At 70.6% G+C, this 14,316-nt stretch carries 10 protein-coding genes, 1 tRNA gene and 1 pseudogene; 8 read left to right on the top strand and 4 right to left on the bottom strand.

Annotated elements, in window-relative coordinates; all coding sequences use genetic code 11:
- Nucleotides 1-40: 40 nt before the first annotated feature.
- From SK224_RS13945 to pntB, 4 genes are all read left to right on the top strand, one after another.
- Nucleotides 41-2,863 (top strand): lamin tail domain-containing protein, encoded by a 2,823-nt coding sequence (locus SK224_RS13945; RefSeq protein WP_320435265.1) that lies wholly within the window; start codon nucleotides 41-43, stop codon nucleotides 2,861-2,863.
- Between the two features lie 67 nt (nucleotides 2,864-2,930).
- Complete coding sequence (locus tag SK224_RS13950) at nucleotides 2,931-3,896, top strand: arsenic resistance protein (protein ID WP_320435266.1); 966 nt, start codon at nucleotides 2,931-2,933, stop codon at nucleotides 3,894-3,896.
- 114 nt (nucleotides 3,897-4,010) lie between these two features.
- Nucleotides 4,011-5,546 carry a Re/Si-specific NAD(P)(+) transhydrogenase subunit alpha gene (locus SK224_RS13955; RefSeq protein WP_320435267.1) on the top strand — a complete coding sequence of 512 codons (1,536 nt, stop codon included), beginning with the start codon at nucleotides 4,011-4,013 and terminating at the stop codon, nucleotides 5,544-5,546.
- Entirely contained in the window at nucleotides 5,543-6,943 is a 1,401-nt protein-coding gene (gene pntB, locus SK224_RS13960; protein WP_320435268.1) for a Re/Si-specific NAD(P)(+) transhydrogenase subunit beta, read from the top strand. The genes SK224_RS13955 and pntB overlap by 4 nt, the downstream gene beginning before the upstream one ends.
- Here the strand turns inward: pntB and SK224_RS13965 are convergent, their stop codons facing one another.
- Nucleotides 6,944-7,927 (bottom strand): GTP-binding protein, encoded by a 984-nt coding sequence (locus tag SK224_RS13965; RefSeq protein ID WP_320435269.1) that lies wholly within the window; start codon nucleotides 7,925-7,927, stop codon nucleotides 6,944-6,946.
- Nucleotides 7,928-8,004: 77 nt separating this feature from the next.
- Here SK224_RS13965 and ykgO point away from each other — a divergent pair, with 77 nt between their 5' ends.
- Nucleotides 8,005-8,127, top strand: a complete 123-nt coding sequence (ykgO, locus tag SK224_RS13970) for a type B 50S ribosomal protein L36 (RefSeq protein WP_320435270.1) — start codon at nucleotides 8,005-8,007, stop codon at nucleotides 8,125-8,127.
- 9 nt (nucleotides 8,128-8,136) lie between these two features.
- Here the strand turns inward: ykgO and SK224_RS13975 are convergent, their stop codons facing one another.
- From SK224_RS13975 to SK224_RS13980, 3 genes and pseudogenes are all read right to left on the bottom strand, one after another.
- Nucleotides 8,137-8,790: an Ltp family lipoprotein gene (locus SK224_RS13975; RefSeq protein WP_320435271.1), complete on the bottom strand. Its 654-nt coding sequence runs from the start codon at nucleotides 8,788-8,790 to the stop codon at nucleotides 8,137-8,139.
- Nucleotides 8,791-8,907: 117 nt separating this feature from the next.
- Nucleotides 8,908-9,018, bottom strand: a pseudogene (locus SK224_RS16790) (DUF2510 domain-containing protein); the annotation flags it as partial.
- 198 nt (nucleotides 9,019-9,216) lie between these two features.
- Nucleotides 9,217-9,289 (bottom strand) — tRNA-Met (locus SK224_RS13980).
- Nucleotides 9,290-9,588: 299 nt separating this feature from the next.
- Here SK224_RS13980 and SK224_RS13985 point away from each other — a divergent pair.
- The 3 genes from SK224_RS13985 to ligD all read left to right on the top strand — a co-directional run bounded on the left by SK224_RS13985 (nucleotide 9,589) and on the right by ligD (nucleotide 14,314).
- Nucleotides 9,589-12,015, top strand: a complete 2,427-nt coding sequence (locus SK224_RS13985; protein WP_320435272.1) for an ATP-dependent helicase — start codon at nucleotides 9,589-9,591, stop codon at nucleotides 12,013-12,015.
- A 44-nt stretch (nucleotides 12,016-12,059) separates the two neighbouring features.
- Nucleotides 12,060-13,088 (top strand): SseB family protein, encoded by a 1,029-nt coding sequence (locus tag SK224_RS13990; protein ID WP_320435273.1) that lies wholly within the window; start codon nucleotides 12,060-12,062, stop codon nucleotides 13,086-13,088.
- A 203-nt stretch (nucleotides 13,089-13,291) separates the two neighbouring features.
- Nucleotides 13,292-14,314 (top strand): non-homologous end-joining DNA ligase, encoded by a 1,023-nt coding sequence (gene ligD, locus SK224_RS13995; protein ID WP_320435274.1) that lies wholly within the window; start codon nucleotides 13,292-13,294, stop codon nucleotides 14,312-14,314.
- Nucleotides 14,315-14,316 lie beyond the last annotated feature (2 nt).

Raw genomic sequence — 14,316 nt, forward strand, 5'->3', positions numbered from 1 at the left:
CGATGACCTGGGGTGACCCGCACCCTGCCCCAGGAGAGCCATGTCCCGCCTGTCCCCGCCCCTCGCCGTCGCCGCGGTCTGCGCGCTTGCCGCGACCGCTCTGATCGCCGCGCCGTCCGCCGCCCTCGCGGCTGACGCCGGCATCCGCATCAACGAGGTCGAGTCCGACGGCGGAACGCCGGGCGACTGGATCGAGTTCTTCAACGCCGGCTCGACGGCCGTCCAGCTCGACGGCTGGAGCGTGAAGGACAACAAGGACGAGAACGTCTGGGTGATCCCGGCGGGGACGACCCTCGCGCCCGGCGGCTTCCTCGTCATCGACGAGCTCAAGGGAGGTGCCGGCCAGTTCGACTTCGGACTCGGAAAGGACGACGCCGTGCGTCTGTTCGACGCGACGGGCGCTCTCGTCGACGAACGCGCATGGACGAGCCACGCGCCCACCACCTACGGTGTCCTCTCGTCGGGGTGGGGCGTCACGGCGCAGCCGACGAAGGGCGCCGCCAACGACGTCGTGGTCCCGGTGACTCCCGGCTCTGTGCGCCTGAGCGAGGTGGACTCTTCACCCGCCGACTGGGTGGAGCTCGTCAACCCCGGGGAGGCGGCCCTCGATATCTCGGGGTATGAGCTGCGTGACAACTCCGACGATCACAGCTGGCGTTTCGCGCCCGGAACGATGATCGCGGCCGGACAGTTCGTCGTGGTGGATGCGGACACCGTCGGTGTGGTGGGCGGCGTCACCGCGGCCTTCGGCACAGCGATCGGGATTGGCAGCACCGACGAGATCCGCCTGTTCGACCCCGCCGGCTCACTCATCGACCGCACGGGGGCGTGGCAGGGCCACGCGGCGCTGAACGGCTCGGAGGCGGATGCGACCCTGGCCCGCTGCGCCGGAGGCGACGCCGACTTCGTGCTCGCACACCCGACCCGAGGTGCGGCCAACTCCTGCGTCATGCCGGATGTGGCCATCAACGAGATCGAGTCGAACGGTGACGCGACCGACTGGGTCGAGGTCATCAACCACGCGCTGTCGCCGGTCGATATCTCGGGCTGGAGCGTCATGGACAACGACCCCGTCGGCCACGCCGGTGAGGCGACACCGCTGCCGGCGGGGACGGTGCTCGCCGCGGGCGCACGGTTCGTCTTCGACGGCGGCCGTGACTTCGTCTTCGGACTCGGCGACGGCGACACGGTGACGCTGCGGGACGCGGCCGGGCTCACGGTCGACGAGCACGTGTACGCCGCGCACGCGGACGGTGTGCTCGCCCGCTGCCCGGAGGCCACCGGGGACTTCACCGACGTCGCGACCTCCACGAAGGGCCTGCCCAACGCGTGCGGCAACCCCGTGCGTATCAACGAGGTCGAGTCGGACGGCGGCGCACCCGACGACTGGATCGAGCTCGTCAACCCGACGGGCGCGTCGCTCGACGTGAGCGGGATCGTCGTGAAGGACGACGATGACGCGCACGCCTACGCTCTGCCCGGAGGGAGCACGATCGCCGCGGGCGGGTATCTCGTGATCGACCGCGATCAGCTCGGCTTCGGTCTGGGAGGCGGCGACCGGGTGCGCCTGTTCGACGGCGCAGCGCTCATCGACGAGACGAGCTGGGGAGCGGGGCACGCTTCGACGACCTGGGGACGCTGCCCCGATGCGACGGGCGTGTTCGCGACCACATCCGAGGCCACGAAGGGCGCGGCGAACCTCTGCCCGGGTGCGCAGCCTGTCGGAGTGTGGCCTGGCTCCGCCGAGGTGCGCGTGCTGGATCCCGAACCGACCTTCCTCGAGGACAGCTCCGGCTTGGATGTGCAGGACACTCCGGACGGCGCGTACCTCTGGGCCGTCGACAACGGCACCGGCACGTTCTGGAAGCTCGCGATCGCGGCCGACGGCACCACGTCGTTCGCGCCCGGCTGGGACCGCGGCAAGCGGGCGCGATTCATCGCGGACGCAGGCTCGCCCGAGAAGGCAGGACCAGATGCCGAGGGCATCACCGTGGACGGGTCGGGGCGGGTCTTCCTCGCGTCCGAGCGCGACAACGCCGCCAAGGGCGTGAACCGCAACACGATCCTCCAGGTCGATCCCGCATCTCCCGGTCCCGACGTGGTCGCCACCGCGCAGTGGGAGCTGAACGACGTGGTGCCGGGCCTGGCCGCCGTGGCCGCGAACGTCGGGCTCGAGGCCGTGGAGTGGGTGTCGGACGAGGATCTCGTGGGTGCGCTGGTCAACACGACAGGTGCCGCCTATGACCCCGCTCTCTACCCGGGCCACGGCGACGGGCTCTTCTTCGTGGCGGTCGAGGACACCGGGCTCGTGCACGCGCTCGCGCTGCTGGCCGGCGGCGAGGCCCGCCTCGTGGCGACGATCGACCCCGGCCTGCCCGGCGTCATGGCGCTCGACTACGACACCGTGCTCGGCGCGCTGTGGGCCGTCTGCGACAACGGATGCGGCGGCACCGCCGCGCAGATCACGCTCAACGGGACCGCGTCGCCGCAGGTGGCGCACGTGGCTCGCCCTGCGGGCATGCCCGACCTGAACAACGAGGGCTTCGCGACCGCTCCGGCATCCCTCACCGTGGGCGGCGCGCGTCCGGCGTACTGGTTCGCCGACGGATTCGCGGCCGAGGCGCTGCGCATGGGTTCGCTCCCGGGCGGTTCCGAACCGACCGAGCCGGGCGGCCCGGGCACGCAGCCGAGTCTGCCGGGAACGGGTGGCGGCTCGCCGAGCGTCGGCGTCACGCCTCTCCCCGGTGATGCGCTCGCCGTCACCGGAACCGAGATGCCGTACGGCGCGCTCGCCGCCGGGATGCTGCTCACCCTGCTGGGTGCGGGAGCGGTTCTGGCGCGCCCCCGTCGCCGCGTGAGCTGAGTCTCGGCACGGTCGCCCCGGTGGATCGGTGACCGGGGCGACCGTCGGCGTGCGGCAGGCTAGAGGTATGGCGACGGTCCGGGCGTGGGCGGAGCGCCGCCAGATCGTCCTCTATCTTGCGGCCATCGCACTCGGCGCCGTCGTCGGTCTGACGGCGCCCGCGAGCGCGCCGGTGCTCGAAGCGGCCATCACCCCCGCGCTGGGAGTCCTCCTGTACGCCACGTTCCTCGCGGTGCCCTTCGCCCGCATCGGGCAGGCGTTGCGCGACGGACGTTTTCTCGCCGCGGTCCTCGTTCTGAACTTCGTGCTCGTGCCGAGCGTCGTCTTCGCGCTCTCGCGCGTCGTCGCGCACGATGCGGCCCTGCTCGCGGGCGTGCTGCTCGTGCTGCTGACCCCGTGCGTGGACTACGTGATCGTGTTCACCCACCTGGCAGGCGGGGCGCGGGCACGCCTGCTCGCGGCGACGCCGCTGCTCATGCTCGCCCAGCTCGTGCTGCTGCCGGGCTATCTCTGGGTCATGGCGGGTCCCGAGCTCGTCGCCGGGATCGAGCCCGGCCCGTTCGTCGAGGCCTTCGTGCTGCTCATCGTCCTGCCGCTCGCGCTCGCCGCAGCCACCCAGCTGCTCGCGCGGAGCCTCCGCCCCGTCCGCGTTCTCGAAACCGGTGTGCTCGGGGCGATGGTGCCGCTGATGATGCTCGTGCTCGCCGTCGTCGTGGGCTCGCAGGTGCACGCGGTGGGGGAGCGTCTCGCCGATCTCGCCTCCCTCGTTCCCCTGTTCGCCGCGTACGCCGCCATCGCCGCCGTCCTGGGGCTGCTCGTGGCGAAGATCGCTCGGATGCGGCGTCCCGAACGGATCGCGACGACGTTCAGCGCGGTGACCCGCAACTCCCTGGTGGTCCTTCCGCTCGCGCTGGCACTGCCCGCTTCCTTCTCGCTCGCGCCGCTCGTCGTCGTGACGCAGACCCTCGTCGAGCTCGTCGTGATGGTCGTCCTCGTGGCGCTGTTCCGGTCGCGAGCGGTCCGCGCGCACTGACCGCGACGGATTTCGCACGGTCGTCCTGCTGGTGCGGATGGGGGTCGGCGTGCTCGGATGAGAGCAGCGGCACGCCGCGCCCCCACCGCCCCGCCCCGCACGAGGAGTCGCCCTATGACCCGCATCGGCATCGTCTCGGAGGGCGACGGTGAGAACCGTGTCGCCGCGACGCCGCAGACCGTCGGCAAGCTGACCGCGCTCGGCTACGAGGTCGTCGTCGAAGAGGGGGCCGGGATTGGCGCGGCGTTCCCCGACACGTCCTACCGCGACGCCGGAGCGGCGATCGTGGACAGGGTCGCCGCCTGGGGCGCGGACATCGTGCTCGGCGTCGACGCGCCGCGAGATGACGAGATCGCGCGGCTGCGCTCGGGCGCGGTGCTCATCAGCCAGCTCGCCCCCGCACTGAACCCCGACCTGGTCGACCGGCTGGCGGCGCAGGGGGTGACGGCGCTCGCGATGGATGCGATCCCCCGCATCTCGCGCGCCCAGTCGATGGACGTGCTCAGCTCCATGGCCAACATCTCCGGCTACCGAGCCGTGGTCGAGGCGGCGAACGAGTTCGGTCGTTTCTTCACCGGTCAGGTGACCGCCGCGGGCAAGGTGCCGCCGGCCAAGGTGCTGGTCGCCGGCGCGGGGGTCGCGGGCCTCGCGGCCATCGGCACCGCATCCAGCCTCGGCGCGATCGTGCGCGCGACCGACCCGCGCCCCGAGGTCGCCGATCAGGTGCGTTCCATCGGTGGCGAGTACCTCCCGGTGACGGTGACCGCCCAGACCGTCTCGAGCGACGGCTATGCGCGCGCGACGAGCGAGGAGTACGACCGTGCCGCCGCCCAGCTGTACAGCGCGCAGGCGGCCGAGGTCGACATCGTCATCACGACCGCGCTCATCCCGGGGCGCGCCGCGCCGCGGCTCATCACGGCCGAGGATGTCGCACGGATGCGGCCCGGCAGCGTGATCGTCGACATGGCGGCGGGCCACGGTGGCAACGTCGAGGGCTCGGTCGCAGACCAGCGTGTCGTCACAGAGAACGGCGTCGTGATCCTCGGCTACACCGACCTGGCCGGGCGTCTGCCCGCGCAGTCGTCACAGCTGTACGGCACGAACGTGCTCAACCTGCTGCGCCTGCTCACGCCGGGCAAGGACGGCGTGCTCGTCCTGGATCTCGACGACGTCGTGCAGCGTTCCGTGACGGTCGCCGCAGGAGGCGACGTGCTCTGGCCGCCGCCGCCCGTCGCCGTCTCCGCGGCACCCTCCGCGCCTCCGGCGCCCGCCGCATCCGTCGCCGAACCGCCGCCGCGGCGCGGGCGCAAGCTCCTGCTGCTCGTGCTGGCCGCGCTCGCGCTGTTCGCCGTCGTGACCTTCGCTCCCGCCCCTCTGCCGCAGCACATGACCGTGCTCGCGCTGTCGATCGTCGTGGGCTATTACGTGATCGGCAAGGTGCATCACGCCCTGCACACCCCGCTCATGAGCGTGACCAACGCCATCTCGGGGATCATCGTCGTCGGCGCGCTCACCCAGCTCACGGTCCCCGAGCCGGTCATTCAGGTGCTCGCCGCGGCCGCCGTGCTGCTGGCCAGCATCAACGTCTTCGGCGGCTTCGCTGTCACCCGTCGCATGCTCGCGATGTTCTCGAAGGGGACGAACCGATGACCGCTACCGCTGTCGCCGGCGCCGCCTACCTCGTCGCGGCGCTCCTGTTCATCCTCAGCCTGGCGGGGCTGAGCCGTCACGAGACCGCGCGCGCCGGCGCCGCGTCAGGCATGGCCGGCATGGCGATCGCCCTGGTGGCGACGGTCGCCCTCACCGTTACGGGCGCGTTCTCGTCAGGTGCCGCCGCCCTCGGGCTTCCGCTGTTGGTCGGAGCGGTCGCGGTGGGAGCGGCGATCGGGCTCTGGCGCGCTCGGTCGGTCGAGATGACCGGCATGCCCGAGCTCATCGCCCTGCTGCACAGCTTCGTGGGTCTCGCGGCCGTGCTGGTGGGCTGGAACGGTCACCTGCACGACGGTGGGCTCACCGGCGCGCTGCGCGACATCCACCACGGCGAGGTCTTCGTCGGGGTGTTCATCGGCGGGGTCACCTTCACCGGTTCGCTCGTCGCGTACCTCAAACTGTCCGGTCGGATGCCGTCGAAGCCGCTCACGCTGCCGGGGCGCAACGCGCTCAACCTCGGCGCGCTGATCGTGTTCGCCGCCCTCACCATCTGGTACGTCGTCACCCCGACGCTCGGCCTGCTGATCGCGGTGACCGCCATCGCCCTGGCGCTCGGCTGGCACCTCGTCGCCTCCATCGGCGGCGGCGACATGCCCGTGGTCGTTTCGATGCTCAACAGCTACTCCGGCTGGGCCGCGGCCGCCGCGGGGTTCCTCCTCGACAACGACCTGCTGATCATCACGGGCGCACTCGTGGGATCCTCCGGCGCCTACCTCTCGTTCCTCATGTGCAAAGCGATGAACCGCTCACTGCTCGCCGTCATCGCGGGCGGCTTCGGGGCGCCGGCCGCATCCGGGCAGGCGGCCGAGGCCGGCGAGCACCGGGAGACGGATGCGGAGTCGGTGGCGGAGATGCTCGCCGACGCCGACAGTGTCGTGATCGTGCCGGGCTACGGCATGGCCGTCGCGCAGGCGCAGTATCCCGTCGCCGAGCTCGTCGAGCGGCTGCGGGCGAAGGGGGTCGAGGTGCGCTTCGGCATCCATCCGGTCGCCGGACGCCTGCCGGGGCACATGAACGTGCTGCTCGCGGAGGCGAAGGTGCCGTACGACATCGTGCTGGAGATGGACGAGATCAACGACGACCTGGCGCAGACCTCGGTCGTCCTCGTGATCGGCGCCAACGACACCGTGAACCCGTCGGCGGCCGAGGACCCCTCGAGCCCCATCGCGGGGATGCCGGTGATCCGGGCCTGGGAGGCACGCCAGGTCGTCGTCTTCAAGCGGTCGATGGCGTCCGGCTACGCGGGCGTCGAGAACCCGCTGTTCTTCCGCGAGAACACGCAGATGCTGTTCGGCGACGCGAAGCAGCGCGTGGAGGACATCCTGCGCGCGCTCTGATCACGCCTCCACGGGCCACGTGGGCAGGGGATCCGCGAACTGCTCCCAGGCCTCGGGGCCGGCATCCATCTCCGCATCCGTCAGAGCTGCGTCATCAAGCGCCCGCGCGACCGCTCCGGCGTTCAGATCGAGTCCCGTGAGGGCGATCTCCTGCCCGATGCAGCTGAAGGCGTCGCGCGTGGGGAGCGGGTCGAGCCACATGGCGGAGCCGACCTGCTCCCAGCGCGCGAGCATGCCCTGACGGGTCGCCAGGCGGCAGAAGCCGACCGAGCGCAGCACGAGGCCCCACCGGCGTGCGTCGATCTCGTCGTCGAGCGCGCGGACGAGGCGCTCCGGGTGGAAAGGGCGGAGCTGTTCGTAGCGGAAGGTCGTGACGCGACGATCCGTCATATGCGGATCGTGCTCATCGTTCAGCATCCGCACCCATCCCGCGCGCTCGCCCACGGGGAGCGATGTGTCCGTCGCGAGCGCCGCGCGGACGTCCTCGTGCGGGTCGCGCGTGAGGCGGATGCGGGCCAGGGGATTCAGATGCGAGGCGAGCGCCATGAGCATCGCGAGTCTCGGCGTCTCGAGGCCTTCCCAGTTGACGAACGCGATGACGTGCGCGCTCTCGATGAACGCCGCCGCCTGCCGCGCGCGGGCGCCGTGATCGCCGCGGTCGTCGCCCGGCGGGGCGTCTGCGCGCAGCGCGGAGCCGTCACGCAGGTCCTGGACCATGTGCGGAGCGTCGATGACGCACACCAGTGCGGGCGGTGTGTCGAACGCGCCGCTGAAGTGCAGCGGATCGAGGTCGGTGGCGCAGTCGAAGAGCGCGAGCTGATCGCTGCCTCCGGCCCAGAATCCCTGCGGACGGTGCGATGTCGTGTGCCGCGGGCCGCCGTAGGCCCAGACCAGACGCCGGCCGAGACTCGCGGCGGCGCGTTCGGCGAAGAGGTGGCGTTCGGGTGCGCACACCCCGGTGATGGCGACAGGGATCGATTCCATGCCGGTCCTCTCCAGTTGCTCGGGCGGAACACCCAGCATAACCTGTTGTTGAGAACCGTTATCAATAAGGAGTCGCTGTGAAAGTTCGTGCCTCGCTCAGGTCCCTGAAGAACCAGCCCGGCGCCCAGGTCGTGCGCCGACGCGGCAAGGTGTTCGTCATCAACAAGCTGAACCCCCGCTTCAAGGGGCGGCAGGGCTGACTCGGGGCGTCAGTACCCGACGGCCGCCAGGCCAGCGTTCGCCTGCTCTGGTGTGAAACCCTCGCCGTACTCGCTCGTGAGCTGGTCGTAGAGGCCATCTCTGCTGAAGGCCATCATGTCCAGGTACGACTGCGCCGCCTCCGCGGCCTCGGCGTTCCAGTCGACCTTGCCGGCCTGCTCGAGGCTCGCGATCGCGAACTCCGCATCCTCCGCGGGATAACCCTCGCCGTACTCGCTCGTCAGCTGCTTCAGGAGGCCCGCGCGGCTGAAGTGCATGAATCCGAGGTACTGCGCCGCCGAGCGCAGTGCATTCTGCTGTCCGATCGAGAGCGGGGGTTTCTCCTCGACGGTGAGCCGGACAGTCGTTCCTGCCGCCGCCTGGCTGCCGCCCGCCATACTCTGCGCGATGACCGGCATCGTGGGGTCTCCGCTGCCGAGATCGACGGTGAACCCGGCGGCTGACAATGCCGAGGTCGCCTCGCCACCGGACATCCCGACCACGTTCGGCACGGTGACAAGCGGCTCCGATGTCTTGGTGGGCTTCTCCGCATCGACCTCGGAGGTGAGGGGTTTTGACGCGACCGGCGTGATGTCCGATCGGCGTGACGAGCCCAAGGCGACCGAAAGTGATGAGATGACCACCACTCCGGCGGCGACGGCCACCGGAATGACGATGGCCTTTCGTGCGTACCAGCGGCGCGGAGCCGCTGCCGGTTCACCGGCCGCTCTTGGGATGTCGACGGTCTCATCGATGTGCGTGGGAGTTGCTGCGCCGGATACCGCCAGCCTTGTGTATTGCGTCCACGCGGTGCCGTCGTACCACCTCTCGAACCCTGGCGCCGTGGAGTCCGGGTACCATCCGGGTGCGTAAACGGGTCGCGCGTCGTGCATGTTTCCCCCATTCGCCGGAGGATCGGGTGTCCTCCGTGCTCCACGCGCCCGTTCCCCAACGAATGGCGCGTGTGCTCACGTTAGCGATCGGCTGCGGCGTGCGCTAGTGACGAATGAGGGAGGAAAAGGCGCGCCCCGGGAGCCGGATGGGCCGGCTCCGCCGAGCGCGCGGGCCCATCCGTGCTCGGCGGCAAGTCGACGCGACGGCGGGAGTCGAACCCGCAACGCTTCCGGGTATGAACCGGAGCCCGGGACCACCCGGATCGCCGCGATGCCACGACGGTAACCCGGGGCTCCGGCCCGCGCCAGTGCATGTCGCAAGATGACCCTGCGCGTCACCGTGTCACGGGATCGGGCGAGCAGCGCGGTCTTCGGCGCGGCCACGCTGCGACGTCTGCACGATCGGGGGGCGGCGGTGACTGCGTGAGGCGGATGCGGCGGCGCACCGGCGATCGGCCGTGCAGATCTCGCGGCGATGTCGCGTCGCGATGCGAGTCGCCACTGCGCAGAGGCGGTACGCGACCGCCGACCCGGGCGGGTGTCGGCGGTCGCGCCTAGACTTGAGGGGACATGACCGACGCCTCCACGCCCCTCATCATCGGCGGTGACGGCGCTCGCCCCGCCGGCGATTCCGCACGTCCCGACGCCGACCTCCTCGCCGGCCTCAACGGCCCGCAGCGGGAGGCCGTCATCTACCGCGGGCCTGCCCTGCTCATCGTCGCCGGTGCCGGTTCCGGCAAGACCCGCGTGCTCACCCACCGCATCGCCTCGCTGCTGCGCTCCCGCGAGGCATGGCCGAGTCAGATCCTCGCCATCACCTTCACGAACAAGGCGGCCGGCGAGATGCGCGAGCGCGTCGAGCAGCTCGTGGGCGACGGTGCTCGTGGCATGTGGATCTCGACCTTCCACTCCGCCTGCGTCCGCATCCTCCGCCGTGAGGCGCAGCAGTTCGGGTTCACCAGCTCGTTCACGATCTACGACTCCGGCGACTCGAGGGCGCTCATCAAGCGACTCGTCAAGGAACACGAGGCGGATGCGTTCGGTCTCACCCCCGCCGCCGTCCAGAGCCGTATCTCCAAACTCAAGAACGAACTGCAGGATGCGGAGGGCTACGCGCGCCAGGCGAACATGAGCGACCCCGCCGAGCGGGTGTTCGTCGAGGTCTTCGGCGACTATCAGCGCGCGCTCCGCCGGGCGAACGCGTTCGACTTCGACGACCTCATCGCGCAGACGGTCTTCCTCTTCCGCGCATTCCCGCAGGTGGCCGACACCTACCGCCGTCGGTTCCGCCACATCCTGGTCGACGAGTACCAGGACACCAACCACGCCCAGTACTCGCTCATCCGCGAACTCACCCGCCCGGTCTCGGGCGAGGGGGAGTCGTATTCCGCGGGGGGCATGATGATCTTCGAGCCCGACAAGGCGCCGGAGGTCGAGGCCGCATCCCTCACCGTCGTAGGCGACTCCGACCAGTCGATCTACGCCTTCCGCGGCGCCGACATCCGCAACATCAGCGAGTTCGAGCGCGACTTCCCGGGTGCGAAGGTCGTGCTGCTCGAGCAGAACTACCGCTCGACCCAGAACATCCTCTCGGCGGCCAACGCGGTCATCCGCAACAACTTCGACCGCCAGGACAAGAAGCTCTGGACGGATGTGGGCGCGGGTGAGCTCATCGTCGGCTTCACCGGCTACTCGCAGCACGACGAGGCCCAGTTCGTCGCCGACGAGATCGAGAAGATCCACCGGGCGGGCACGGCGTACTCCGACATCGCCGTCTTCTACCGCACCAACTCGCAATCCCGCGCGCTGGAAGAGATCTTCATCCGCTCCGCCCTGCCCTACAAGATCATGGGCGGCACGAAGTTCTACGAGCGCGCTGAGATCAAAGACGCGCTCGCCTACCTGATCGCCGTGGCCAACCCCGCCGACGAGATGGCGGTGCGCCGCATCCTGAACAAGCCGCGTCGCGGCATCGGCGACGTCACGGAGACGGCCATCGCGCGCTTCGCGGAGGACAACCAGATCACGTTCCGCGAGGCCCTCGCCTCGCCGGAGGCGCTGGGCGTCGGGCCCAAGATCCAGGCCGCGATCGCCCAGCTCGACCGGGTACTCACCGAGGCGACGGCGCTGCTGCTGCCCGAGGGACAGGATGCACCGCCCACCGCGGTCGCGGAGGCGCTCTCGCTGCTGCTGAGCAAGAGCGGCTACTCCGACGCGCTGCGTGCCAGCCGCGACCCGCAGGACGAAGCGCGCCTCGAGAACCTCGACGAGTTCGTCGCCGTGGCGCGCGAGTTCGCCCGCAACAACCCGCAAGGGACCATCAGCGACTTCCTCACCGAGGTCGCGCTCGTCGCCGACGCGGACGACCTCGACGATGCATCGGGGTCCGTCTCGCTCATGACGCTGCACACTGCGAAGGGTCTCGAGTTCGACGCCGTCTTCCTCACGGGTGTCGAAGAAGACCTGATCCCGCACCGCATCTCGGCCAACGAGCCGGGCGGCCCCGCCGAGGAGCGTCGCCTGTTCTACGTGGGCGTCACGCGGGCGCGCAAGCTCCTGCACCTCACCCTCGCGATGACCCGCGCGCAGTTCGGCGAGGTCACGGTCGCGATGCCGAGCCGCTTCCTGCAGGAGATCCCGGCCGAGCTCATCGACTGGCGCCAGTCGCCCGGCGACGTCAACTCGCGTGGCGGTGCGCAGTCGCGCGCCCTCAACGCCCGCCGGCCCGGTGGGTGGGGGTCGCGTCGCGAAGACAACCCGCCGCTGCTGCCCAAGTCGACCTCGCTCGAGCGCTTCGCGAACAAGATCCCCGCGAAGGTGCGCGACAACAGCGACCTCGAACTCGCGGCGGGCGACCGCATCCGACACGAGGACTTCGGTGAAGGACGCATCGACGCGGTCACGGGCGAGGGGGCCAAGCGCATCGCGCACGTGCGCTTCGACAGCGCCGGAGCCAAGAAGCTGCTGATCAAGATCGCGCCCATCGAGAAGATCTGAGTCACACCCCGGCGCATACCGCGCCGCGCGGTTAGGCTGGCCGAATGGCTCTCTTCTCGCGCCGACCCAAGCCCTCCGAAGAACCCGACCGGGATGCGGCCGCGTCCGCTGCGGCCGAGGCGGCACCCGAGGCGCCGACGGAGAACGTCCCCCACGTGCCGATCTCGGTCAGCACCTTCGGCGAGAACCGCACGCCGGACGCCGCTCCCGCCATGCCGGAGGGCGTCTCGGCCATGGCCGCCGCCAGGCCCCCGCACCTCGCATCGCCCGCTGCCGAGGCGTCGAAAGACCTCGAGACCGTGCCGGGCCTGCGAGACAACGTCCTGTTGCGCGACGCCCTCGCGGCGCTCCCCGAGAAGGCGCAGCCGGTCGAGCTGATGAACGTCGCACGTCAGCTGCTGCAGGGGCACGTCTACATCCGCGTGCAGGGCGACGCCCGCGAACTCCTCGCCAAGGGTGACAATCTGCCGACGTCGGTGATCACGTATCAGGAGCAGAAGTACATGCTCGTGTACTCCAGCGGCCGCGCGCTGCAGGATGCGGTGCGTGCCGACGGCGACGCGTCCACCTCGGCGCTGGCACAGCCTGTGATCAGCCTGCTGCGTCAGATCGTCGCGGGCGAGTTCGGCGGCATCGCCGTCGACCACGCGTCGCGCCCCGGATCCGCCATCCTGCCGAAGCCCCTGATCGAGAAGGCCCTCGCCGACCTCGACCCGCATCTGGCCGTGAAGACGCTGCTCGCCGCCGATCGCACCGACGAGACCGCGGGCGACGTCGCCGACGCGCTCACCTACGCACCGGTCTGGGTCGCCGCCCGGCGGGGCGAGGGCGACCGCATCGGCATCGCGGAGCTCCGCACGACCGAGGGCGAGCGCATCCTCGAGCTCTTCTCCCACCCGCTGGAGCTCGTCGCTCTCGGACGCGGAGACCAGCCGGCGAAGGTCACGCCCGAACAGCTCGCCCGGGCGCTGCGCTCCGACGACGGTATCTCCGGCGTCATCGTGAACCCCGCCGGCCCCTGGATCCGCCTCAGCCGCGCGCAGCTCGCGCCGGTGCTCGCCCTGGGCGCCTGACGTCCGCATCCGACGGGCGCATTCGGCGCGTACCCCGGGTTTGGGGCGCGGAATGTGCATCGGGGCGGGAATTCTGCGCCCCAACGCGCGAATCGCGCCCCGAACCCGGGGGTGTGCCGGGCGCGGAAGACAGCGCGAGGACGCGAGGCTCCCACGCGCGCAAGGGGATGCGCGGCGCACGTCCGCGCCCCTAGGGTCGGGGCATGGCGAGCGAACGCACCACCGTGATCGTCCCCGGCCCCGACGGCGACCGGGAGATCTCCGTCTCGAGTCCGTCCCGCGAGGTATGGCCGGCCGCGGGCATCACCAAGCGCGACCTCGTCGACTACATCCTGGCCGTTTCCGAGCCGTTCCTGCGCGCGAACGGGCACCGTCCGGTGTCGCTCGAGCGCTACCGCGACGGCATCGACGGCGAGTCCTTCTTCTCGAAGAACCCGCCCAAGGGCACCCCCGACTACGTCGACGCGGTCACCGTCACCTACAACAGCGGGCGCAGCCATCCGCAGGTCGTTCTCACGGAACCAGCGGCGCTGGTGTGGGCCGTGCAGATGAACACGGTCGTCTTCCACCCCTGGGCCTCGCTCGCCGCCGACCCGGATCGCCCGGTCGAGCTGCGGATCGACCTCGACCCTCAGCCGGGCACGGATTTCTCGGATGCGGCCGCGGTCGCGCCGCTCATGCGCGAGGTGCTGGCGGAGGCGGGTCTCGACTCCTGGATCAAGACGAGCGGCAACCGCGGCATCCACCTCTTCTGCCCGATCGAGCCCACGCACGAGTTCCTCGACGTGCGCCATGCGGCGATCGCCGCGGGCCGGGAGCTCGCCCGTCGGGAGCCTGAGCGGGTGACGATGAACTGGTGGAAGGAGGAGCGCGGACAGCGCATCTTCGTGGACTTCAACCAGACCAATCGCGACCGGACGATGGCCGGCGCGTACAGTCCGCGGGCGCTGCCCGATGCGACGGTGGCCACGCCCATCACCTGGGACGAGCTGCCCACTGTCGACCCCCACGCCTTCACCGTGCGCACCGTGCCGCGCCGCCTCGCGGAGATCGGCGACCCGTGGGAGCACATCGCCCGCAACCCCGGACGCATCGACACGCTGCTCGAGTGGTGGCAGCGCGACCTCGACGACGGCCTCGGCGAGTTGCCCTTCCCGCCCGAGTTCCCGAAGATGCCCGGAGAGCCGCCGCGCGTTCAGCCGAGCCGCGCGCGTTCGGAGGAGTGACC

It is taken from the genome of Microbacterium sp. BG28, assembly GCF_034044005.1.
GTDB lineage: Bacteria > Actinomycetota > Actinomycetes > Actinomycetales > Microbacteriaceae > Microbacterium.